Origin of the sequence: Nocardia alba NBRC 108234, from assembly GCF_001612665.1 — a bacterium.
GTDB classification, from domain to species: domain Bacteria; phylum Actinomycetota; class Actinomycetes; order Mycobacteriales; family Mycobacteriaceae; genus Nocardia; species Nocardia alba.
The window spans coordinates 16,754-40,242 of the sequence record NZ_BDAX01000040.1; the positions used below are offsets into that span (position 1 = coordinate 16,754).

At 68.0% G+C, this 23,489-nt stretch carries 19 protein-coding genes; 8 read left to right on the forward strand and 11 right to left on the reverse strand.

Features of this window, described 5'->3' with window-relative positions; translation table 11 throughout:
• Positions 1-59: 59 nt before the first annotated feature.
• A complete protein-coding gene (locus NA12_RS30920; protein WP_067459647.1) occupies positions 60-1,700 on the reverse strand; it encodes a CocE/NonD family hydrolase in 1,641 nt (546 codons plus the stop codon).
• 63 nt (positions 1,701-1,763) lie between these two features.
• Positions 1,764-2,672: an SDR family NAD(P)-dependent oxidoreductase gene (locus tag NA12_RS30925; RefSeq protein ID WP_067459650.1), complete on the reverse strand. Its 909-nt coding sequence runs from the start codon at positions 2,670-2,672 to the stop codon at positions 1,764-1,766.
• A gap of 44 nt (positions 2,673-2,716) precedes the next feature.
• On the opposite strand from NA12_RS30925, the gene NA12_RS30930 reads away from it, so the two are divergent.
• Positions 2,717-3,304, forward strand: coding sequence for a TetR family transcriptional regulator (locus tag NA12_RS30930; protein ID WP_067459653.1), 588 nt, complete (start codon positions 2,717-2,719; stop codon positions 3,302-3,304).
• 113 nt (positions 3,305-3,417) lie between these two features.
• Here NA12_RS30930 and glnA (NA12_RS30935) read toward each other — a convergent pair whose 3' ends face one another.
• Positions 3,418-4,854 carry a type I glutamate--ammonia ligase gene (gene glnA, locus NA12_RS30935; RefSeq protein ID WP_067459656.1) on the reverse strand — a complete coding sequence of 479 codons (1,437 nt, stop codon included), beginning with the start codon at positions 4,852-4,854 and terminating at the stop codon, positions 3,418-3,420.
• Positions 4,855-5,141: 287 nt separating this feature from the next.
• On the opposite strand from glnA (NA12_RS30935), the gene NA12_RS30940 reads away from it, so the two are divergent.
• Positions 5,142-5,597: an RDD family protein gene (locus NA12_RS30940; RefSeq protein ID WP_067459659.1), complete on the forward strand. Its 456-nt coding sequence runs from the start codon at positions 5,142-5,144 to the stop codon at positions 5,595-5,597.
• An 84-nt stretch (positions 5,598-5,681) separates the two neighbouring features.
• Here NA12_RS30940 and NA12_RS30945 read toward each other — a convergent pair whose 3' ends face one another.
• Positions 5,682-6,425, reverse strand: coding sequence for a DUF4191 domain-containing protein (locus NA12_RS30945; protein ID WP_067459662.1), 744 nt, complete (start codon positions 6,423-6,425; stop codon positions 5,682-5,684).
• A gap of 119 nt (positions 6,426-6,544) precedes the next feature.
• Here NA12_RS30945 and NA12_RS30950 point away from each other — a divergent pair, with 119 nt between their 5' ends.
• The 3 genes from NA12_RS30950 to NA12_RS30960 are packed head-to-tail and all read left to right on the forward strand — an operon-like array spanning position 6,545 to position 9,294.
• Positions 6,545-7,963 carry a M20/M25/M40 family metallo-hydrolase gene (locus tag NA12_RS30950; protein WP_067459692.1) on the forward strand — a complete coding sequence of 473 codons (1,419 nt, stop codon included), beginning with the start codon at positions 6,545-6,547 and terminating at the stop codon, positions 7,961-7,963.
• Positions 7,960-8,796, forward strand: coding sequence for an alpha/beta hydrolase (locus NA12_RS30955; RefSeq protein ID WP_067459665.1), 837 nt, complete (start codon positions 7,960-7,962; stop codon positions 8,794-8,796). The genes NA12_RS30950 and NA12_RS30955 overlap by 4 nt, the downstream gene beginning before the upstream one ends.
• A 36-nt stretch (positions 8,797-8,832) precedes the next feature.
• Positions 8,833-9,294, forward strand: a complete 462-nt coding sequence (locus NA12_RS30960; protein WP_067459668.1) for a 6,7-dimethyl-8-ribityllumazine synthase — start codon at positions 8,833-8,835, stop codon at positions 9,292-9,294.
• A 17-nt stretch (positions 9,295-9,311) separates the two neighbouring features.
• Here NA12_RS30960 and NA12_RS30965 read toward each other — a convergent pair whose 3' ends face one another.
• Together NA12_RS30965 and NA12_RS30970 are read right to left on the reverse strand one after the other, a co-directional pair.
• The gene (locus NA12_RS30965) at positions 9,312-10,757 is read right to left on the reverse strand and encodes a neutral zinc metallopeptidase (protein WP_067459695.1); all 1,446 of its coding nucleotides are present in this window, start codon (positions 10,755-10,757) and stop codon (positions 9,312-9,314) included.
• 74 nt (positions 10,758-10,831) lie between these two features.
• Positions 10,832-11,782: an endonuclease/exonuclease/phosphatase family protein gene (locus tag NA12_RS30970; protein WP_067459671.1), complete on the reverse strand. Its 951-nt coding sequence runs from the start codon at positions 11,780-11,782 to the stop codon at positions 10,832-10,834.
• An 87-nt stretch (positions 11,783-11,869) separates the two neighbouring features.
• Here NA12_RS30970 and NA12_RS30975 point away from each other — a divergent pair, with 87 nt between their 5' ends.
• Positions 11,870-12,157: an HPr family phosphocarrier protein gene (locus NA12_RS30975; RefSeq protein ID WP_067459674.1), complete on the forward strand. Its 288-nt coding sequence runs from the start codon at positions 11,870-11,872 to the stop codon at positions 12,155-12,157.
• Here NA12_RS30975 and NA12_RS30980 read toward each other — a convergent pair.
• A complete protein-coding gene (locus tag NA12_RS30980) occupies positions 12,154-14,667 on the reverse strand; it encodes a GmrSD restriction endonuclease domain-containing protein (protein WP_067459677.1) in 2,514 nt (837 codons plus the stop codon). The two genes, NA12_RS30975 and NA12_RS30980, sit on opposite strands and share 4 nt — an antisense overlap.
• A 103-nt stretch (positions 14,668-14,770) precedes the next feature.
• Positions 14,771-15,793, reverse strand: coding sequence for a hypothetical protein (locus NA12_RS30985; protein WP_067459698.1), 1,023 nt, complete (start codon positions 15,791-15,793; stop codon positions 14,771-14,773).
• Positions 15,794-16,013: 220 nt separating this feature from the next.
• Between NA12_RS30985 and NA12_RS30990 the strand changes: the two genes are divergently transcribed.
• A complete protein-coding gene (locus NA12_RS30990) occupies positions 16,014-16,217 on the forward strand; it encodes a cold-shock protein (RefSeq protein WP_056821080.1) in 204 nt (67 codons plus the stop codon).
• A gap of 58 nt (positions 16,218-16,275) precedes the next feature.
• Here the strand turns inward: NA12_RS30990 and NA12_RS30995 are convergent, their stop codons facing one another.
• From NA12_RS30995 to NA12_RS31005, 3 genes are all read right to left on the reverse strand, one after another.
• Positions 16,276-19,290 carry a bifunctional [glutamine synthetase] adenylyltransferase/[glutamine synthetase]-adenylyl-L-tyrosine phosphorylase gene (locus NA12_RS30995; protein ID WP_067459680.1) on the reverse strand — a complete coding sequence of 1,005 codons (3,015 nt, stop codon included), beginning with the start codon at positions 19,288-19,290 and terminating at the stop codon, positions 16,276-16,278.
• Between the two features lie 50 nt (positions 19,291-19,340).
• Entirely contained in the window at positions 19,341-20,681 is a 1,341-nt protein-coding gene (gene glnA, locus NA12_RS31000; protein ID WP_067459683.1) for a type I glutamate--ammonia ligase, read from the reverse strand.
• A gap of 121 nt (positions 20,682-20,802) precedes the next feature.
• Positions 20,803-22,368, reverse strand: coding sequence for an alpha/beta hydrolase (locus NA12_RS31005; RefSeq protein ID WP_067459701.1), 1,566 nt, complete (start codon positions 22,366-22,368; stop codon positions 20,803-20,805).
• A 166-nt stretch (positions 22,369-22,534) separates the two neighbouring features.
• Here NA12_RS31005 and panB point away from each other — a divergent pair, with 166 nt between their 5' ends.
• The gene (panB, locus tag NA12_RS31010; protein WP_067459704.1) at positions 22,535-23,389 is read left to right on the forward strand and encodes a 3-methyl-2-oxobutanoate hydroxymethyltransferase; all 855 of its coding nucleotides are present in this window, start codon (positions 22,535-22,537) and stop codon (positions 23,387-23,389) included.
• Positions 23,390-23,489 lie beyond the last annotated feature (100 nt).

Consider the following 23,489-nt stretch of genomic DNA (forward strand, 5'->3'; position numbering starts at 1 on the left):
CCGGCTCGGGAGCAATCGATCTCGGACTTCGCGACGACCGACGGATCTGCCCGCGACACTCATCCGGCCGGAGCCGCGAGTTCGATCCGGAGTGCGGGGTCGTTCACCATCTGCGGCGGCAGCGCGACGGACTCCTCGGTTCGCCATCGTGCGTGCCAGCTGGGCACCCCACCGGGAAGATTCGGCTCTCTCGGGGTGGTGAGAAGTGGTAGGTCGAGGCGGGCCGAGGTGACGGTGACGGCGGCGTTCGTCGGCGTGTGCGACCACACGTCGTCGACCGCGTTGGTGATCCGGACACCGAGCCGATGGCCGGTGGCCAGGCGAGCGTCCTGCCAAAGCAGCCGGATCTCGGATTCGGGGCGGACCGGGGCGATACCGCGGGTGATGACAGTGGCGCGTCCGTCCGGGGCGACATCGTAGAGCTCCAGTGCGACAGTCGCTTCCGGCGGTCCGGTGAGGGTCAGCGCGGCCCTCGCGCGGCCCGCGAGGTGCACCGGTTCGGTGACCGGCGCCGAGAGCGACCAGATTTCCCGATCCGCGCCGGGCAACAGTCCACGGTCGTTGAAGGTACCGGTGCGCAGCGCGACCGATACGCGCCGAGAATCGGTGGGCGGCCATGCGGTTTCACTACGCCAACCACCGTCGAACTGGCCGACGGTCACCGGCGGGCCCGGCACCTCCACATCGGCGCCCGCCACATGCCGGTCCAGGAAGGCGTAGAGCTCCGAGGCGAACTGGGGTGTGCCGCACTTCTCGCGGCAGTCCGAGTGGCCCCACTGCCCGAACCAGGCGCGATGCTCACCGGGACCTCTGGCCTCCCATGCCTCGATGATGCGGTCGGCGCGCGTGTTGGAGTCGAGGAAGCTCTGGCCGAGGAACATCGGGGTGGTGGTGCCGCGGACGGCCTCCACCATGTCGCGTTCGCGCCAGTTCGGGTCGGCGCCGTTGTGGTCGGTGGTGAGAGCGAGGTAGCGAGCGGCACAGTCCTGGGTCATCTGGACGGCATTGGCTCTGTACTCGTCGCTGTCGGCGGGGTGGCCGGGGGTAGAGGCGATGGCCAGGTGTTCGGCGCCCGCGGTGTCGGCGGGGCGGATACCGTCGTCGGTCAACGGTTTTCCGCCGAACTTCCACGCCGTGCCCTGCATATAGAGGTACGAGTACGGATCGACGACCGGTTCGAACGCCGCCACCGCGGCCAACCCCTTCGGTTTCGCGGCCAGCGCCATCATCCCGGTCCATCCCTCATAGGACGTGCCGACCACCCCGACCCGCCCCGTCGACCACGGCCTGCTCGCCGCCCACTCCACCGCCGCCGCCACATCCGAGCGCTCCCCCGGGCCACCGAAATCCGGGCATCCGTTGGACCCGCCGAATCCGCGCAGATCGACGATCACATACGTGTACCCGGCCCGCAGTGCCCACTCGACCGGCAGGTTGTCGGTCGAGGGCCCGCCACCCGGCCGTGGCTGGGACAGGTACGCCAGATGCGCCCGATACGGACTGGCCGTGAGCAGCACCGGCGTTCGCGCGTCGGCGGCCATACCCGGCGGGCGCAGGACATCGGCGTGCAGCCGAGTCCCGTCGGGCGCGGTCAGATACTCCTGCGTCCAGGTGAACGCCACATTCACCGGTTCAGCCGTCGCCGGCGTCGTCATCGCGAGCACCAACGCCACACCGGCCACCACAACACCCCATCGCACCCCCGGACTATCGCCGGTCCCGGCCGCGTCGTCCAGCCCCGATTATCCGGGGCGTGTCGCCGGTCAGTGATCCGCTCGCGCATCCAGTTCGGCGAGCAATTCCAGACTGTCTCGGTAGAGCGCCTGCTGCGCCTGTTCATCGTAGGACGCCACCGAGGATCGAACCGGCTTGCGGCCCACTAGATACTCACCGGTGATCTGCGCGCGTTCCGGTGCGGCGACGAACCACGCGAGATCCGCGCCGGACCCACGCGGCGTGCGAACACCGGGGAGTACGACAAGGGCGCGGGCGATCGTCTTCCAGCCGATTCGCTGAACAGCACTGGCGTCCCTGGCCAAACCGGTTCCGGGCATCAGACCTGGGTCGAACGCGTTCACGGTGATGTCGCGGGGGGCCAACTCGCGAGCGAGATGGTAGGAGGTCTGGAGGTTCGCCAACTTCGAGGTGGTGTAGCAGCGGCGAGCGTCGCGCTGCGCGGATTCGGTCGGCGGTGGCGGGTAGGCGAGTTCGCGGGCGGTGGCGCGCAGTGGGTGCGGCATCCCGGTGAGCTGGTCGGGATCATGCGTGCCCGAGGACACCAGGATGATCCGCGCGGGTGCGGTGAAGTGGTCGAGCAGGTCGAGAATGAGGCCGAGATGGCCCAGGTGATTGGTAGCGAAAGTCGCCTCCATGCCGTCCGCGGTAAGGGCCCGGCGGGTGAACTGCACGCCCGCGTTGCAGACCAGGCCGGCCAGCGGCGGCAGGTCGGCGGCGACGAGTTCGGCGACGAACGCACCCACCGACCGACGTGAGGACAGATCGAGTGCCATGCCGTGCGCACCGATGGTCGCGGCTGTCTCCCGAGTTCGATTCGCCTCACGACCGGTGATCACCACGGTGTTGTGTGGGTCACGCGCGAGGTTCCTGGCGCATTCGTAACCGAGCCCGCTCGTGCCGCCGGTGATCACGATTGTTCTGTCACTTGATGTCATATGGCACAGTCTGCCATCTTGTGCGCACATGCGACACTGTTTCGATGTCGCTGCGGGATCTCAAACGGGAACGGACCAGGCGATCCATCGTCGATACCGCATTCCGGCTGTTCGCCGAACGAGGCTTCGACGGCGTCACCGTCGCCGAGATCGCGGCAGCCGCGGAAGTCGGCACCCGCACGCTGCATCGCTACTTCACCAGCAAGGAAGAGTTGGTCTTCCCCGAGGACGACGATCTGCGTGCCGACCTGGCCCGACTTCTCGCCGAACGCCCCGCGGGTGAACACCCCGAAACCACCCTCGCCGTCGTTATCACGCCCCTGATCAGCAGGTTCGGCGGTGAACAACTCACCAGGGCACGCACCCGCGACGCCCTGATCACCGCCACCCCAGCCCTGCGAGCCCGCGACCTGGCCAAGCAGGCCGCCGTGGAACAGCTCATCGAACACCACCTGGCCCGCCAGTTGGGCGTCGCCGTCGACAGCGACGTTCGCCCGGCCCTCTGGGCGAAGATCGGCATGGCGTGCTTCTTCTCCGCGTACCGCGTCTGGCTCCACACGGGCGGCGACCTCGCCCACCACCTGACCGACGCCCGCACGGCGCTGGCCGAAACTATCCCTCGACACAGTTGACGCCACCGCCCGAACTGGCCCGGATACGCGAAATCGCCCGCCCCACGAACACGTGGGACGGGCGATTTCGGTAGTGCTACTGCGTAACCCGCAGTTCAGAGCCGAGGTACGACTTAGACGTCGTAGTACAGCTCGAACTCGTAGGGGTGCGGACGCAGGTTGACCGGCGCGATTTCGTTGTCGCGCTTGAGCTGGATCCAGGTCTCGATGAGGTCAGGCGTGAAGACGTTGCCCTCGGTGAGGTAGTCGTGATCCGACTCGAGACGGTCGATGACCGTGGCCAGGCTGGTGGGGGCCTGGGGGATGTTCTTGGCCTCCTCCGGCGGGAGCTCGTAGAGGTCCTTGTCGACGGGGGCCAGCGGCTCGATCTTGTTCTTGATGCCGTCCAGGCCCGCCATCATCATGGCGGCGAAGGCCAGGTACGGGTTGCCCGAGGAGTCCGGCGCGCGGAACTCGATGCGCTTGGCCTTCGGGTTGTTGCCCGTCACCGGGATACGCACGGCAGCCGAGCGGTTGCGCTGCGAGTACACCAGGTTGATGGGGGCCTCGTAGCCCGGCACCAGACGGTGGTAGGAGTTGACGGTCGGGTTGGTGAACGCCAGCAGCGACGGGGCGTGGTGCAGGATGCCGCCGATGTAGTGACGCGCCAGATCCGACAGGCCGCCGTAGCCGGCCTCGTCGTGGAACAGCGGCTTGCCGTCCTTCCACAGCGACTGGTGCACGTGCATGCCCGAGCCGTTGTCGCCGAAGAGGGGCTTCGGCATGAAGGTGACAGACTTGCCTTCCTGCCACGCGGTGTTCTTCACGATGTACTTGAACAGCTGCAGGTCGTCCGCCGCCGAGAGCAGCGTGCCGAACTTGTAGTTGATCTCGGCCTGACCGGCGGTGCCGACCTCGTGGTGGCCACGCTCGAGCTCGAAGCCCGCGTTCTGCAGGTTGGTCGAGATCTTGTCGCGCAGGTCGACGTAGTGGTCGTACGGGGCGACGGGGAAGTAACCGCCCTTGTTGCGGACCTTGTAGCCGAGGTTGCGGCTGCCGTCCGGGTTGAACTCCTTGCCGGTGTTCCACGAGCCGGAGACGGACTCGATCTCGTAGAACGAGCCGTTCATGCCGGAGCCGTAACGGACGCCGTCGAAGATGTAGAACTCGGCCTCGGCACCGAAGTAGGCGGTGTCGGCGATACCGGTCGAACGCAGGTACTCCTCCGCCTTGCGCGCGATGTTGCGCGGGTCGCGGGAGTAGGCCTCACGGGTGAACGGGTCGTGCACGAAGAAGTTCAGGTTGAGCGTCTTGGCGGCACGGAACGGGTCGATCCGGGCGGTGCTGAAGTCGGGGAGCAGGAGCATGTCCGACTCGTCGATCGACTGGAAGCCACGCACCGAGGAGCCGTCGAACGCCAGACCCTCTTCCGCCAGGTCGGCGGTGAACGCCTTGGCCGGGATCGAGAAGTGCTGCTGGACGCCGGGCAGGTCGGAGAAGCGGATATCGACGTATTCGATGTCCTCTTCCTTGATGTACTGGATGACCTCTTCGGCCGTGCTGAACGTCACTTGCTCTCCTTACGAATCGGTTCCCAGCCAGTCGCGATGCTGGCCCTTTCGAACGACCTGCGCGCAGTCGCTACGAAGGGGTTCGTCGCGACCTGACGCTAAGGACGCGGTGTTTCCCAACAGTCAAGGCTATGTTTCGCCAGTGTTACGCGAGCCGGATGCCTGGGTGATGTCAGCCATCCGGGCGCGATCTCCACGCTAATCCTGCCATCCGCGCGATCCCGCGCTGACGTGACCTCCATTAATGCGGTCGTGGGCGGCCGATCGCGCGCCACTATCCTGGTCCCATGGCGCGTATAACCGGCACATGGCTCTCCGGATCCCCGGGCGAACCCGGCGACTCGGAAATCTCCGGCTACCCCGGTGAGCTCTACGGGCTGCCGCGCGAGGGAGCGGGCTCGCTCGCCCCGACGTGGCGCCGTGTCGTCGCGCTGTTCATCGACTGGTTCATCGCGGTCGGGATCGCCGCGGTGATCACTCGCAGCTTCGTGTCGTCGTCGGTGCCGCTGCTGGTGTGGTTCGTGGTCGGCGTGGCGGCGGTGACCCTGTTCGGGTTCACGCCGGGCCAGTACTTCATGAAGCTTCGGGTGCTGCGGATCGACGCTCCGGTCGCGGTGGGATTCGTGCGCGCGCTGGCCAGGCAGCTGCTGCTGGTGTTCGTGGTGCCCGCGCTGTTCACCGATGCCGACGGGCGCGGCATGCACGACCGGGCCACGGGGACGTCGCTGGTCAACGCTCGCTGAGCTGTCCGGGCCACGCCCGGGTCGACAAACGCCGCGAGCCCGTCACCTGCGATCAGGTGACGGGCTCGCCGACGATAGTGCGGATCAGCGACGACGGATCGCGCGCTGCATGCCCTTCATCTTCGCGCCGGGGGGCATCGGCCCCTTCGGCATCGCGGGACCGCTGCGCGAGCTCAGGGCCGTGAGCCTGCCCTCGATCTGGTCGATCCGCTTGACGTCGATGTTGCGCGGCAGCTTGGTGAGGTATTTCTGCAGCTCCTTGAGCGGAGTCTGGCCTTCCTCGTTGCCGACGATCACTTCGTAGATGGGGGTGTCACCGACCAGGCGGGCGGTGCGCTTCTTCTCCTGCGCGATGAGCGAGCGGACCCGCTGCGGCGAACCCTCGGCGACGAAGATCACCCCGGGCAGACCGATCACGCGGTGCACGGCATCGAGCTGGGTGGTCGCGGCGACGCCGTTGGCGACCCGCCACTTCCCTTGGAGGTTCTCCAGCACCCACGCCGCGGCGCCCGCCTGACCCTCGGCCTTGCGGTACACGTTCTTCTGCACGCGGCGCCCGAACAGGATGAATGCCAGCAGCACACCCAGCAGCAGACCCAGCGGCAGCAGGAACCACTGCATGTCGAAGATCAGCCCGATGAGGAAGAAGACCACCGTGGTGCCGACCAGCGCGCCGATCATCAGCGGCAGCAGCGCCTTGTCTTCCTTGCGCTGCATGTTGAACGCCTGCCACAACTGCTGACGACGCTCACGTGATGCCTGCTTACGGGCCGCTTTAGCCGCGGCCCTGGCTTCCTTCGACGGCTTGCCGCCCTTGCCTCCTGCCATGCTGCCAGCTTAGATGGCGTGCCGCCGACGCGTCTGACCGCATCACGCGGTGCGATGATCGCGGCGTTTCGCCGACGTTCGACGGGCGCGGGCCCTCGCCACGGGCCACAATGGCTGTGATGCGCCCGATCACCGAGAATCCCGCCCTGTCCCCCGTCACCGAGGGCGTCGATGACGAGGTCGCCCAGCGGCTGGCCCTCGCGCTGCGGTGCGTGACGGTGTCGACCGAGGATCCCGCGCACACCGCCGACGCGGAGTTCGCGCGCCTGGCCGCCCACCTCGAGACGTCGTTCCCGCGCGTGCACGCCGAGCTGGCGCTGACCACCTTCGGCCACAGCAGGCTCTACCGCTGGCAGGGGGCCGAGGCGGGCCCCGTATCGGCGATCCTGCTCGCCCACCAGGACGTGGTGCCGGTCGACGACGCGCAACGCTGGACCCATCCCCCGTTCGACGGCGTCGTCGACGACGAGTTCATCTGGGGTCGCGGCGCGATCGACGACAAGAGCCGCGTGCTCGCCGTCCTCGAGGCGGTGGAGTCGGCACTGGCGGCCGGAACTCGTCCGCGCCACACCATGTTCCTCGCCTTCGGTCACGACGAGGAGGTCTTCGGCGACGGCGGCGCGGTCCGGATGGCCCGGTACCTCCGCGATCAGGACGTGCGGGCGCAACTGCTGCTCGACGAGGGCGGGGTGATCACCGAGGGTGTCGCCGACGGGGTCGACCGTCCGGTGGCCAGCATCATGCTCGGCGAGAAAGGCTATGCGACGGTACGGCTTTCGGTCACCGAGACCGGCGGTCACTCCTCGATGCCCGGCAAGCAGACCGCGGTGGGACGGCTGGCACGCGCGGTGGCGCGGGTGCAGGACCATCCGATGCCGCTGCGGCTGACCCCCGTGATCGCCGACATGCTCGCCCGCATGCGCGAGGTACTGCCCGAACCACGACGTCGGCTGCTCGAGCTCACCGACGCGCGCGGGCTGGCCCGGCTGGCCGGACCGCTCGTCGCCCGCGTCATGGCGACGGGCCCGACCACCGAGGCACTCGTACGCACCACCACCGCGCCCACCGTGATCAGCGGCGGCGTGAAGGCCAATGTGCTCCCGCAGAGCGCCGAGGCACTGGTGAATTTCCGTATCCTGCCCGGTGATTCGGTGGCGGCGGTGCTGGCGCACTGCACCAGGGTGATCCGCGATATCGGCGTGGCGATCGATCTCGTCGGACCGGTGTCGGAGCCTTCGCGGTTCACGGCGCCGGGTCCGGCGTTCGACATGGTCGCCGAGCTGGCGTCGAGCGTGGTGCCCGGGATCGTGACGACCACCGGGATCGTGCCGGGCGCCACGGATTCGCGCCACTACGACGGTCTCGCCGCGACCCGGTGCAATTTCGCGCCGATCGTGTTGACCGCGGCGGATCTGGAACGGATCCACGGAACCGACGAGCGGATCTCGCGGCTCAACTACGCTCGCCTGATCGAGTTCAACCGGCGTCTCATCGAGCGGCTCGCCGCGGCGCCCGAAGCAGGAGGAGCGCCACGATGACCACCGACACCGGCGAGTTCGCGGGCCACGGCGGCAAGATCGCCTGGCGCGCATGGCAACCCGAGACCGCACCGATCGCGGTGGTCGCGCTGGTACACGGCGTCGCCGAGCACTCGGGCCGCTATGAACACGTGGGCGCCGCGCTGGCCGACGCGGGTTTCGCGGTCTACGCGCTGGACCACATCGGACACGGCCGCTCCGCGGGTTCGGCGGCCAATATCGATTCGATGCAGAGCGCCGCCGACAATGTCGCGACCCTGCTCGACCTCGCGAGCGCCGCCCATCCCGGCGTGCCCCGGTTTCTGCTCGGGCATTCGATGGGCAGCCTGGTGGTGCTGCATCTGGCCACTCGCGGCCCGGTCGACGTGGCGGGCGTCATCGTCTCCGCGCCGCCCCTCGACATCGCGGTCGGCAATCCGGTCCAGCGCCTCGCCGCTCCCCTGCTCACCCGGTTCGCCCCGAATCTCGGTGTGCTGACCCTGGATTCGTCGATGATCAGCCGCGATCCCGAGGTGGTACGCGCCTATGACGACGACCCCCTGGTCTTCCGCGGCAAGCTGCCCGCGCGCACCGCGGTGGAGATCCTGCAGCACACCGCGCTGGTGAAGCAGCGTCTGAGCGCGCTCACCGCGCCGCTACTGGTGGTCCACGGCACGGCCGACGCGATCGCATCACCGTCGAGCGCCGATCTGCTCGAACGCGACGCGGGCTCGACCGATGTGACGGTTCTGCGCTACCCGGGGCTCTACCACGAGGTGTTCAACGAGCCCGAGCGTGCCGAGGTGCTCGGCGATGTCATCGGGTGGCTGACGACACATGTTACCGAACGGTAAGTTATCGCGCGGGCGAGGCTAGTAGACTCAGGACTCATGACCACGTCTACCGGCGCCGTTGCCTTCATTCGCGCCAGCTGGCACAGCTCCATCGTCAACAAGGCGCACGAGGGCTTCCTCGCCGAATACACCGGCTTCGGGTTCGATCCCGAGGTCGTCGAGGTGTTCGATGTGCCCGGCGCCTTCGAGATCCCGCTGCACGCCCAGCGCCTGGCGCGCACCGGCCGCTACGACGCGATCGTCGCCGCGGCCCTGGTCGTCGACGGCGGCATCTACCGTCACGACTTCGTCGCCTCCGCGGTGATCGACGGCCTGATGCGGGTGCAGCTCGACACCGATGTGCCGGTGTTCTCGGTGGTGCTCACTCCGCACCACTTCCACGAGCACAGCGAGCACGTGGACTACTACACCAACCACTTCGTGACAAAGGGAGCCGAGGCTGCCCGCGCGGTGGCGAACACCCTCAGCTCCCTGCGGTCACTGCCCGCTTCCCACTGAGCTGAGCTACTCGAGAACTACTTGAACTGGTTCAGGCAGGCCTGCTCGCCGCTGAGGACACCGGTGCGGAACGCTTCGAGGCGCTGATATCCGCTCGGCACCACCTTGCCGTTGACGTCGGCGGCGGCGAGGCCGTCGGCGAGCAGGCCCGAGACCGCCTCGTCGAGGTCACCGGCCGACAGGCGCGGATCACTGCTCGGCTCACTGAGTTTCGTGGTGAGTACGCCGGTCAGGCACGCCGTGCGCAGACCCGCTGACTCCGCACCCGACAGCGACAGCTTGCGATCCTGCTGCACCGCGAGGGCATAGCGGGACACGAAGACCGCGGCGGCGTTGTAATCGCCGGTGACCACCGCCGACAGCGGCTCCTGTTTCGTGCTCGCGCCCTCCCCCGCGCGCTTGGCCATGGCGGGGACGTCGGTGCCGATGGTATTCGACCCCGGGCAGTAGGAGACCGGCTCGGTGGTGGTCGTCGACGCGCAGTTGCGGGTGACGCCCGCGTAGTCGAACTTCGGCGCGTTCTTCACCGGCATCGACTTGCCGAGCTGGGCGGCCAGGGTGGTCAGCGTGTCCTTGTTCACCGGAAGCTGATCGTCGCGTTCACCCTCTTCGAAGGTGACGGGCAGGCCGGCGCGACGCTTCTCGATCTCGTCCTTGTTGATGTCCTTGCACGACTTGGCGCCCTGGGTGTACCCCATCTGCACCGCCGTGACCCGCTCGAACGCCGAACCGTGCACGGCGTTGGGATCGTTGGGGTCGCGGTCGCGCACGGCGACGGTCGCGCCGAGCACGCCGTTGAGACCGTCGGTGGTGTTGAGCGTGAAGTGCTTCGAATTGCCTTCTGCCACATGGCGAAGGAACACTCCGGCCAGACAATCCGCCTGCTGTTCCTTGACCAGTGTGTCGGTGAGGAGCCCGCGCAGCAGGTCGGCCTGGGACTGGATGGCGTGCCCGTATTCGTGGGCCAGCACCATCACCACCGACATCTCCTTGTACTTGTCGACCAGCAGCGGCAGCAGGACCGAGCGGTCCCAGCCGATGGTGTGGTCGAGCGGGCAGTAGGCGGCGTTCACCAGCTTGTAGGTGCTGCTCTTGCAGAACTGCACCGCCTCCGACTCCGGCGCCTTCGCCGACCACGAGATGTACTTCGAGGCGGGCTTGAAGCTGCCGCGGAAGGTCTTGGAATACTCTGTCTGCCAGTACTCTTCGATGTCGGCGATGGCGTTGAGAGCGAGCTTGTCGATCTTGCCGTTGTCGCCGTTGTCGGCCTTCTTGTCCGTGTCGGGCACACCGGGACGCGACCCGCTGGGGCCGGTGGACGACGCCGCGCCCGCCACCTCCCACGGGTTGTCCACGACCGGCTGCGCCTGGTCGCTCGCGACTGTTGTCGCGCCGCAACCGGATACGAGCATGCCGATACTCATCAAAGCTGCCACGGTCGCGCCGAACCGATGTCTTCTCATGCGCAGTCCTCCCCGGAAATCGTGCGGACGCCGTGCGGTCCGCGATCGAGCGATCACATGGTAAACGACTGCTGTCACAGGTCCATTCGGATCGTGGCCAGCACCGCGCGGTGGTCGGAGCCGGGGATGGTGAGGGTGCGGATCTGTTCGGCGACCCCACCGGCGACGAGGATGTGATCGATCCCGAGCACCGGCCCCCACCGGCGATCCGCCGGGTAGGTGAGCAGGACACCGTCGCCGGTCTGGTCGGCGGCCGAGGCGAACGCGCCGTCGAGCAGTGCGCGGTAGGCCGAATGATCGTGTGTCGCATTGAAATCCGCGCCGACGATGGCGGGGGCGCTGCTCGCGGCGAGGATCTCGTCGATCCGGCGCATCTCGGCCGACCAGGCGCCGAAGTCGAGGTTCGGCGGAATCGGATGGAAGGCGAAGACCGACATCGGTCCGCGCTGTGGATGTTGCATCGTGGCGGAGATGTTGCTCATGATGAAGCCGTCGTATTTCCTGGTGTCGCGCAACGGGTATCGGCTGTAGATGCCGGTGCCGCCACCGCCGGACCGCGCGGGTTCGAGATAGGAGTACGGCAGTCGCTCCTCGAGTCCGGCCCCACGCAGACCCGTGATCGAGTCGACGGTCAACTCTTCGACGGTGAGCACGTCGACGTTGTTGTCGCGCACCGCGCCGACCACCGCGTGCGGATCGGCCTGGCCGAAGAGGATGTTCGACTGCATGACCACCAGTTCCGGCCCATCGGCGGCCCTGGCCTCCGGAATGTAGGACGGCACCACCAACCACGCGGCACCGGCCAGCACCAGCACCGCCGCCCCCGAGCTGCGCCAGCCCCGCGCGAGGAGCAACAGCACCAGGCCGACGACCGCACCGAGCATCAACCACATCGCCCCCGACGCCAACAGCACCATCGACTTCTGGCGCCAGTCCACGACATGCAACACGATCCCGGCCACCGCCGCGACCACCGCGCCCCACCCCAGGACGAGCAACGCCCGTTCCACCCGTTTACGCATCATGAGGCCACCCTAAGCGGCTGCACTTTCAGGTCCCTTGCGACGGTCTTGGGACCCGCGCGAGCACTTACACTGGCCGATGGAAGGGAGGTGACCGTGTACATCGAAGAGTTCTCCGCCGCAGGTCCACTCACCGAGCAGGCGGTCGACGAGCTGATGACCGTCGCCAACAGATACACCTCGGCGATCACCATGACCGTCGGTGACCGCACCGTGCAGCTCCCGGTTCTCCCGGTCTGCTGGGACGAGTTGCGTGTCCGCGCGGGCACCACGATCACCGTCGAGGCCGACCGCGGCCACCGACCGGCCGACCTGGAGGACCGCACCGCGCTGACCGATTTCGTCACGACCTTCCAGCGCGCGACCGATCAGCCCTAGAGCGGCAGCCCCGCCTCGATCCAGTTGTAGGCCTGGATCTTTCGGGACTCGGGATCGTTGACCACCTGGTTGATGAGGTCGTTGATCTGCTCGGTGGACAGCGGGTAGCCGTAATGTTCGGCCGCACCCGCCGACGCCCACAGGGAGGCGAACAGGCCGGGCCCGCCGAGCAGGTGCGACAGCGCGGTGGCTACCTCGTCGACGGTGGCGAGAACACCGTGCACGAGAGCGATCGCGATGTCCTCGTCGCCGGGCGACATGCCGGGGGCGAGCGCACCGGATTCGACGGCGCGCTGGGCCAGCCACGCACGCGGGACCAGCGGGCTGGGGCCGATGGCGTCGCCGAGGTAGTAGCGCCACTCGCCGGGGTTGCCCTGGTCGAAGGCGTGGATGTAGAAGGTGCGGGTGATCGCCCACAGGGCGATGTAGCGCAGGGCGAGCTGTTCGGCGCCGAGCAGCGCGTCGGGGCCCTCCGCGCGGTCGCGCTCCAGCTGGTTCCAGGCGAAGCGGAACCAGACCTGTTCGGAGTTGCCGACCCAGGTGGCGGGCAGCCGGTCGGCCAGGGCGGCCAGATCGCCGACCGGACCGTCGACGGAGGCGTCACCGGAGGCTTCCACCCGCAGGTTGTCGACATAGCCGCGCAGCGCGTCGACGGAGGTGAACACCGCGTAGCCCAGTTGCGCGAAGCGGGTGAGGTCGGCGTTGACGGGCTCGAGCACGAGCACCACCGGCATACCGACGCCCTGCTGGAGCCCTTCGGGCCAAAAGGCTTCGGCCACAGCGAGTTCACGGCCGGTGACCGGATCGGAGACCTCACTGTCGAGCAGCGGGAAACCGAAGCCGTCGGCGACGAGATCGTCGACCAGCGCGTTGACCTGGTCTACCGCCGGATCGCCGAGGGTCACCCCGGCGACGCCGACCGTCAGCAGGGTCGGGCGGTGCAGCTTGCCGGTGCGCAGCTTCTCGAGGAAGGCCTCCGCCGAAGCGGAGAGCAGTTTGCGGCGCGCCCGCAGGAACTCGCGGTAGTTCTCCACCCGCCACAGCGACGGGTCGGTCGGAATCCACTGCGAGGCGAGCACACCCGGGTTGCGCCGTTCCACCTCGGCGAAGTAGTCGGCGGGCTCGCGCTCGCCGAGCTCGGCCTCGGAACCTGGGCTCAGGAAGCAGAAATTGGCGATCGCGTTGATCTCGTTGCGTTCGTAGCCCGCATCGCGCAGCAGGGTTTTCGGGAACAGGTAGTGCACCTGCACCGGGGTGCGCTCGCCGAACTGCTCGATGCCCAGCTCCGAGCCGGTGCCGAGATCGCGTGAACCGTCGACGCGGGTGAGCATGTACAGCAGTGGATAGAACCGCGAACCTCGGGTGGCGCCTGCGAAGTCGTCGGCGCACAGGTCCAGCGAGCCGCCGCGCAGCCGTTCCAGCGAACCGATCAGCGCGTTGATGCCGCCGCGTTCGAGCGTGTCGTAGTCCTGTTGCAGGAACGTCTCGGTGGAGCCGCTGAACCGGCCCCAGAGCGCGGAATGCACGTACCAGTACAGCACCCGGTCGCGGTGCAGATCGTCGTCGAAGCGGCCGCCGTTGAGGAACAGCAGGCGGGTGATCACGGGAATCGCGTAGCGCCCCATCAGGACTCGGTCGTGATCGAGGCCGAGCCGGCCCGCCACCGTGTCGAGGAAGGTGTCGACCTGCTCGGTGGTGGCCACCAGGGCCTGCTCGAATTCCGCGGGCGCCAGATCGCCGAGCGCGTCGAAGTGCGCGCGTCCGTTGCCGATGGCGATCACGTTGCGCAGCAACCAGTCCAGGGTGAACGTGTACCCGTCCTTGTCCCAGCGGATCAGGTGATCGCGCAGGTTGCCGCGGGCCTGCGGCCACTGCGCGCACAGGGTGGCCAGCGCGAGGTCGCCCTTGGACAGTTTGGTGCCGCCGGAGTTGACCCGGTTGAAGATGTCGACCACCTCGTCGACCGTGCGGTCCGAGCCGGTGATGGTCTCGACATTGAACTCGCGGTTGGCGACCTCGCGAACCTTGTTGAGCCGATCGAGGTAGCGGGCAAGGGTTTCCGGCGACTCGTCGGGGAACCTGGCCAGGTAGTGCATCGGGCCCTGAGCGAACAGTTCGGTGATGTCGATCCAGGCGGGGGCGGTATCGCGACCGGGCACCTGGAATTCGAAGAGCTCACGGTCGACATCGAAATGCAGACCGGTGAAGGCGATCTCGTCGCCTTCGAAGAAGGACGGCGCTGTCCCCCGCATGATTCCGTAGAGGGTGGTGATGCGCTGCTGCCCGTCGAGCAGCAACTGGCGCAGCCCCGAGCCGGTCGTCGACCCTCGGACCGCGATCTCCTCGGACCCGGTCTCCCACACCAGCAACCCACCGACCGGGTACCCGAGGTACAGCGACCGCATGAGTCCACGCACCTGGTCGCGGTTCCACACGTAGCCACGCTGGAACTCGGGCAGCAACACAGCACCGGAGTCGATCTGGTCGAGCAGGGTGGACAGACGTGTCACGGCAGCCTTTCGATCGAGATCCAGTGGCAGACAAGCGCCTTATCGTCGCATGAATCGTACCGACACATCCCGACATACCAGCGGCCGAACGGAACTCGCGCGGCTACGCCATCCCGGACACCGCGGACCGGAACGCATCCGAAGCATAGAAGGGAGCCAGTCTGCGACGCAGCACGGTATCGAGATAACCGCGCTCGTCGAGCGTCTCGAGAATCGGCGGGCCGAACCGCAGCGCCTCCTCGATCATGTCCGCGCGTCCGACGCCGAGCTCGGCCAGCAATTCGGCAAGGGGGGTGTCGCCGTATTTGTCGAAGACGTGGTCCACCCCCTCGTCGAGCAACGCGTGGAAGTAGTCGGTCTCGCGGAAGGTTCGCCAGAATTCGAAGACGAGCACGACGATATCCTCGACATCCTCGGCCGAGACCACATCGCGGAACGAGCCGACCGCGTCGCCGGTGTGTTTGCGCCAGGTCTCGCGGGCGCTGTCGAGCAATACCTCGTCGGCATCACTGCTGTTGCCGCGCAACACGAATCGCGCGCCGGTGCGGGTGATCGCGCCGATGCCGCTCTCGATCGCCGGCATCGCGGGTTCGGCCAACCGCGACAGCGCACCGCGCAGCGAACGCGCCAGGCCGCTGCCTTCGGGGTGCAGACCGTCGTCGACCGCGGTGACCACCGCGCGCTGCACCGCCTCGACGCACGCGTCGACGGTCACCGGGCTGTTGAGCACCAGGCGCACCAGCCGATGGGTGAGATCGAGCTCGGCTACGGCGTCGACCAGCTCGTCGAAGCGCCGGTTGTCGACGAGCTCACCGACCTCGATCTCGTCGTTGGCGCGGTGGTTGTACAGGCGGGTGGCGATCTCGCCGACGAGTTCGGGAATCGCGCCCTCGACCGGAACCTGCACGGCGAACTTGTGCGCGACCGCCTTGATCTGCTCGCGGGTCACCGCCTGCGCGAGGGTCAGCCGCGCGGCCTCGTCGAGCGCGCCGTCGATCTCCTCGGTGACGAACTCGAGGAACCCGGCGGGCTCGAGCAGCTGCTGTTTGGTGAACGCCACGTGCGCGTCGAGCACGCGCACGGCCAGATCGACGTGCGAGCCGTGCCCCTCGTTCATCTCACCCATGCCGCCCAGATTGGCACAGTCCGCGACGCGACGCGAAAAGCTCGCGCGCATTGGTCGCCGACGCACACGACACGCCGGTTGCCTCGGCATACCCCGCCCACAATGCGGTGCGAAAAACCACATCGCGCGGTTTGCTGGCGAGTATGGCATACTAAGTTGCTGAGACTGGGCTGATCGCAAGTGATCGCCATGGCTCACCTACGGAAAAGACTTTTAAAACATGACTCAAGGCACCGTCAAGTGGTTCAACGGCGAAAAGGGCTTCGGCTTCATCGCCCAAGACGGAGGCGGCCCCGACGTCTTCGTTCACTACTCGGCTATCGGCGGCTCGGGCTTCAAGTCCCTCGAAGAGGGACAGCGGGTGGAGTTCGAGGTCGGCCAGGGCCAGAAGGGCCCCCAGGCCCAGGACGTCCGCGCCATCTGATTTCGGCGTGAACTGAAAATGCCCCGCACCAGTGGTGCGGGGCTTTTTCATGCCGTGACTATCCCCCGAACACCCGCTCGACGACAACCTTCGCACGCCGGGTGACGCGCATATACGAATCGAGGAATTCGCTGCCGCCGTCGTCGTTGGGTCGGCCCGCTACCCGGGCAACCGCGGAGAGCAGTTGCCCAGGGCCCGGGAGTTGATCGGTCGGTTTGCCCTTGACCAGGACGAGCGCGTTGCGGGCGGCGGTGGCGGTGATCCACGATTCCCGCAGGAGCGCGACATCCTCGGGTTCGAGAATGCCCTCGGCCTCGATCACGTCGAGCGTTTGCAAGGTCGAGGTGTTGTGCAACGCGGGTATCTCGTGCGCGTGGCGCAGTTGCAGCAACTGCACGGTCCATTCGATGTCGGCCAGGCCGCCGCGTCCCAGTTTGGTGTGGGTGGCCGGGTTGGCGCCGCGCGGGAGACGTTCGGCGTCGACGCGAGCCTTGATGCGGCGGATCTCGCGGACCGATTCCTCCGAGACCCCACCGGTCGGGTAGCGGATCGGGTCGATGACGTGCAGGAAGCGCAAGCCGAGATCCTGATCCCCCGCCACCTGGTGAGCGCGCAGCAGCGCCTGGACCTCCCACGGTTGGGCCCACTGGGTGTAGTAGGCCTGATAGGCCGCCAGCGTGCGAACCAGCGCGCCGTTACGGCCCTCGGGGCGCAGACCCGCGTCGACCTGCAGCGGCGGGTCGACGCTCGGGGCGCCGAGCAGCCGCTGGACTTTCTCGGCGATCCCGTTGGCCCACTTCACAGCGGTGGCCTCGTCCTCGCCGGGGCGCGGATCGCAGACGAACAGCACATCGGCGTCGGAGCCGTAGCCCAGTTCCATCCCGCCGAGCCTGCCCATGCCGATCACCGCGAAGTCGGCGGGCGCCGGCGCCGCGCGTTCGGCCTCCGAGGCACGGATGACCGCGCTCAGCGCCGCCTCCAGCACCGCGACCCAGACCGACGACAGGGCCGCGCACACCTGCGCGACGTCCAGCATGCCGAGCACGTCGGCCGAGGCGACCCGAGCCAGTTCGTGGCGACGCAGTGAACGTGCCGCCGCGACCGCGCGGTGGGGATCGTCGTAGCGGGCGGCCGCGGTCTGCATGCCACGGGCGACGTCTTCGGGTTCGGTCCTGAGTAACTGCGGACCGCCGGGCCCGTCGGCGTACATGCGGATGGTGTCGGGGGCGTTGATCAGCAGATCGGGCAGGTACTCCGAGGAACCGAGCACGATCATCAGACGCTGGGCGACCGCGCCCTCGTCACGCAGCACGCGCAGGAACCAGATCTGGTCGTCGAGTCCCTCCGATACCCGGCGGTACGCGAGCAGCCCGGCATCGGGATTCGGTGTGTCACCGAGCCATTCGAGCAGCGTCGGCAGCAGCAGCGCCTGGATGCGGCCCTTGCGCGAGACCCCGCCGGTGAGCGCTTTGAGGTGGCCGAGCGCGTTGGCGGGCGCGCCGTAGCCGAGGGCGGCGAGCTGGCGGACGGCGGCGTCGGGGCTCAGGCGCAAGGCGTCGGAGTCCATCCGGGCGACCGCGTCGAGCAGCGGGCGATAGAACAGTTTCGCGTGCAGCCGCCGAACCCGCACGGCGTTGCGGCGGATGTCGGTGTCGAGCACGCCGACCGCGTCCTGGCGGCCGTCGGGCCGGATGTGGGCGGCGCGGGCCAGCCAGCGCATGCCCTCCTCGTCATCGGAGGCGGGCAAAGTGTGGGTGCGCTTGAGCCGTTGCAATTGCAGCCGGTGTTCGAGCAGGCGCAGGAATTCGTAGGAGGCGGTGAGGTTCGCGGCGTCCTCGCGGCCGACGTAGCCGCCCGCGGCGAGGGCGGCGAGCGCTTCGACGGTATTGGTGACGTGCAGCGCCTCGTCGACCCGACCGTGCACCAATTGCAGCAGCTGCACGGCGAATTCGACATCGCGCAGGCTGCCCGCGCCGAGCTTGAGTTCGCGCGCGCGCATGTCGGCGGGGACCAGGTCCTCGACCCGGCGGCGCATCGCCTGCACGTCGGCGACGAAGTCGGGGCGCTCCGAGGCGGTCCAGACCATCGGCATCAGCGCGTCGCGGTACTGCTTGCCGAGTTCCAGGTCGCCGGTCATCGGCCGGTTCTTCAACAGCGCCTGGAACTCCCAGGTCCGGGCCCACCGCTTGTAATAGGCGAGGTGAGAGTCGAGGGTGCGCACCAGGGCGCCCGCCTTGCCCTCGGGGCGCAGTGCTGCGTCGACCTCGAAGAAGGCCGAGCTCGCGACGCTCATCATCTCCGCGGCGAGCCGGGTGGCGGTCGCGTCGGCCGGTTCGGCGACGAACACCACATCGACATCGCTGACGTAATTCAGTTCTCGCGCACCGCATTTGCCCATCGCGATCACCGCGAGGCGCACCGGCACCGGACCGTTCTTACACACCCTGGCCACCGCGACCGACAGGGCGGCGGTGAGCGCGGCATCGGCCAGATCCGACAGGTGCTTGCCGACCACCAGGTAGGGCGGCACCGGTTCGTTCTCGACCGTGGAGGCGAGGTCGATGGCGGCCAGCAGCATCAGCTGATCGCGATACCTGCTGCGCAGCAAGGCGACCGCCTCCGGACCCGCTGTCGCGGCGCGCCACAGCATCGGCCCCGCGTTGGGTCCGGTCTCCGGCGCGGCGTCGACGGCGTCGAGCAGATCGGCGATCAGTTCGTCACGGCTGGGAAGTTCGTTCTCGCGCAGCACTTTCCACGCCGCCGGGACCGCGACCAGGTGGTCACCGAACGCCGTCGACGAGCCGAGCAGCCCGAACAGCCTGCCGCGCAAGGTGGTATCGGTACGGATCGCCGAATCCAGTTCGGGCCACTGATCTTCGAGAGATTCACGCAGCCGCACCAGTGTGCACAGGGCGAGATCGGCATCGGGCGAACGCGACAGTGCCCAGAGCACCGGCACCCCGTCGACGTTGTCCCAGCCGAGTTCGCGCAGGGAAGCCGCCGCTGTCGGTTCGAGTAAACCGAGCCGACCCACACCGGGTACAGCGGAACGGGCAGTCGGTGGCCGGACCATAGCTGTAGATCCTAGCGGCTGGCGGCCGCGAGTTTCCGGCCGAGGACCGCTCAGAGACTCAGGTACTCCTTCAGCTCCCACGGGGTGACCTGCGAGCGGTAATCGGCCCATTCGCGGCGCTTGTTGCGCAGGAAGAAGTCGAAGACGTGTTCGCCCAGCGTTTCGGCGACCAGCTCCGAGCGCTCCATCGCCTGCAGGGCCTCGTCGAGGGTGCCGGGCAGGGTGCGGAAGCCCATGGCGCGACGCTCGGCGTCGGTCAGCGACCACACATCGTCCTCGGCCTCGGGAGGCAGCGTGTAGCCCTTCTCGATGCCGCGCAGACCGGCGGCGAGCAGCACCGCGAAGGTCAGGTACGGGTTGCACGCCGAGTCCGGGCTGCGGATCTCGACGCGACGCGAGGACGACTTGTTCGGGGTGTACATCGGCACCCGCACCAGCGCGGACCGGTTGGACCGGCCCCACGAGGCCGCGGTCGGGGCTTCGCCGCCGTGGATCAGGCGCTTGTAGGAGTTGACCCACTGGTTGGTGATGGCGCTGATCTCGGGGGCGTGTTCGAGGATGCCCGCGATGAACGAACGCGCGGTGCCCGAGAGGTTGTTCGGGTCGTCGGGATCGGCGAAGGCGTTGTTCTCGCCCTCGAACAGGCTCATGTGGGTGTGCATGGCCGAGCCGGGGTACTGGGAGAACGGCTTCGGCATGAACGTCGCGCGCACGCCCTCGTCGATCGCCACCTCTTTGATCAGGTAGCGGAATGTCATCACGTTGTCGGCCATCGAGAGCGCGTCGGCGTAGCGCAGGTCGATCTCCTGCTGGCCGGGTGCGCCCTCGTGGTGGCTGAACTCCACCGAGATGCCCATCGATTCGAGCGAGTCGATGGCATGGCGGCGGAAGTTCGGCGCCGAATCGTGCACGGCCTGGTCGAAGAAGCCGCCGTTGTCGGCCGGGGTCGGCTCGTAGCCGCCCTCGAGGTTGTTCTCCAGCAGGAAGAACTCGATCTCGGGGTGCACGTAGCAGCTGAAGCCCGCGTCGGCGGCCTTGTTCAGCTGGCGGCGCAGCACGTGGCGCGGGTCGGCCCAGGACGGCGAGCCGTCGGGCATGGTGATGTCGCAGAACATGCGCGCCGAGTGCTGGTGGCCCTTGGAGCTGGCCCACGGCAGCACCTGGAAGGTCGACGGATCGGGCCGCGCGACCATGTCCGCCTCGGACACGCGCGCGAAGCCCTCGATGGCCGAGCCGTCGAAGCCGATGCCCTCCTCGAAAGCGCCTTCGAGCTCAGCGGGAGCGATGGCGACGGACTTGAGGTAGCCCAGCACATCGGTGAACCAGAGACGGACGAAACGGATATCCCGCTCTTCGAGCGTCCGCAGCACGAATTCCTTCTGGCGATCCATACCGGCGAGCGTAAGCACCCGGCGTTAAATCCGTGTTACATACGGAGACGGGTTTGCGATCTCGTCACCTGGATCGCACATCTCACCGGCCACAACAGCGCGTAGTGAGCAGATGTGGCGCTCAGCATGTGAGTCCGGGAGCGGGCGTGGCGAGATCGACGAGGTAGTCGATCACCGCGGTGTCGAGGCACCGATCGCCCGCGACGAGCGCGGCGGTGTGCCGGTTGCCGCGGAAGGTGATCAGATCCGCGCCCAGCTGTGCGGCCAGGTCGACACCGGCCTGGTACGGCGTCGCCGGGTCGTCGGTGGTGGAGACCACGACCGTGGGCGGCAGTCCCGGGGCCGAGACGCGATGCGGGGTGCTGGTGTTGGGCACCGGCCAGGCGGCGCACAGTTCCAGCGGGGCGGCGCCGGTGCCCTTGCCGTCGTCGAGGAACGGGGCTGCCCTGCGGTACTCGGTGTCCTGACGGCCGGTCACCGCGGGATCGGTGACCCGGGGATCGTCGACGCAGCGGATCGCGTTGAACGCGTCCTGGGTGTTGGCGTAGGTGCCGTCCTGGCGGCGGCCGTCGTACATATCGGCGAGCTGCAGCAGGGTGTCGCCGCTGCCCGCGCGCAGTTCGGTGAGCCCCTGGGTGAGGATCTGCCACAGGTCGTCGCTGTAGAGGGCCTGCTGGACGCCGGTGATCGCGTCGTTGTAGCTGAGGCCGCGCGGGTCGGCGGTCGGTGCCGCGGATCGCTCCAGCGGCCCGACCAGCTCGCGGAAACGGGTGACGGCCTGGGCGGGATCGGTACCGAGCGGGCAGTCGGCGTTCTTCGCGCAGTCGGTGGCATAGGCGGTGAACACGCCCTGGAAGCCCGCCGCTTGCCGCAGTGACTCCTGGACCGGGTCCTGCGAGGAGTCGACCGCACCGTCGAGGACGAGCGCGCGCACGTTCTGCGGGTACTTCTCGGCGTAGGCCGAACCGAGGCGGGTGCCGTAGGAGTAACCGAGGTAGCTCAGTTTCGCGTCACCGAGCACGGCCCGCATGACATCCATGTCCTGGACCACCTCACGGGTACCGACGTGGCCGAGCAGGTCGGCGCCGGAACGCTGGGCGCAGCGGTCGGCGTACTCGCGGTTGTCGGCCTCGGCCTCGGCGATGCCCGCCGGGGTGTTGTCGGTGGGCGGCTCGGCGCGTTCGGCGTCGGCCTGCTGCGGGGTGAGGCAGACGATCGCGGGCAGCGACGAGCCGACACCGCGCGGATCGAACCCGACCCGATCGAACTTCGCCGCCAGTTCGGTGCGGTTGCCGATTCCGGCCATCGACAGCCCGGAGACACCGGGTCCGCCCGGGTTCATCAGCAGTGAGCCGATCTTCTCGCCGGTGGCGGGGATCCGCGAGAGGGCGATCTGGGCGGTCGGGCCGTCCGGGCGCGCGTAGTCGATCGGCACCGTGATCCGCGCGCACTCGGTCTTGGGCGGCAGCCGGTCGTCCGGGCTGCCATAGCCCTCGCACGAACCCCAGTCGAGTTGCTGATCGTAGAAGCTGTTCAGGCCCGGTGGGGGCGGGGGCAGTTCCGCACGCGGTGCGCTGTCCCGGTCGGTGCCGCATCCGGTGACGATCAACGCAGAGACAGCGCCGAGAAGCACGACGAGCCGGCCTCGCTGCACAGTTGGCCCACCTTTCCGCGCCCCGCGGCGCATCAACGCGCCCGACTGGGCTCGCTTCACGGTAGCCGAATCGATCGATGTGACCGATCACACCGACGCCGGGCCTTAAACCGGCGCGGGCGCAGGTGGCACACTGGGATGGTCAGAAAAGCCCGGGGACCCGGAATGGGCCTCGAGGAACCAGACGAAAGGGACGATGATGTCCGTATCCGATGAGCAGAGTCCTGCCTACGGTGCCACGCCCGCCGACAACAAGCCACGCCGCAAGACCCGCGTCCAGCATCTACAGCAGATGAAGGCCGACGGTGAGCGCTGGTCGATGCTGACGGCCTACGACTATTCGTCCGCGCGACTGTTCGAGGAAGCCGGCATCCCCGTGCTGCTGGTCGGCGATTCCGCCGCCAATGTCGTCTACGGCTACGACACCACCGTGCCGATCACCGTCGACGAACTCATCCCGCTCGTGCGTGGGGTCGTACGCGGCGCACCGCACGCGCTGGTCGTCGCCGATCTGCCGTTCGGGACCTACGAGTCCTCGCCGCAGCAGGCCCTCGCGACCGCCATCCGCTTCATGAAGGAGGGCGGCGCGCACGCGGTGAAGCTCGAGGGCGGCGAACGCGTCGCCGAGCAGATCGCGCTGATCACCTCCGCCGGCATCCCCGTAATGGCCCACATCGGGTTCACCCCCCAGAGCGTGAACACCCTGGGCGGTTTCCGGGTGCAGGGTCGTGGCGACGGCGCCGAGCAGTTGGTAGCCGACGCGATCGCCGTGCAGGAAGCCGGCGCGTTCTCGGTGGTCATGGAAATGGTCCCCGCCGAGATCGCAGGCCAGGTCACCCGCAAACTGACCATCCCGACAGTCGGCATCGGCGCCGGCGCCGAGTGCGATGCCCAGGTGCTGGTCTGGCAGGACATGGCAGGCTACACCAGCGGAAAAACCGCCAAGTTCGTCAAACGCTTCGGCAACGTAGGCGACGAACTCCGCACCGCCGCAGCCACATACGCCGCAGAAGTCCGCCAAGGCACCTTCCCTGGCCCCGAACACAGCTTCTGACCAAAAGACGCCCTCCGCCACCCTGAAGGCGTCGAGGTGACGCCAAGAGAGCGTCGGCAAAGCCCCAAGTCCGCCATGACCGCACTCCCAACCCCCACCC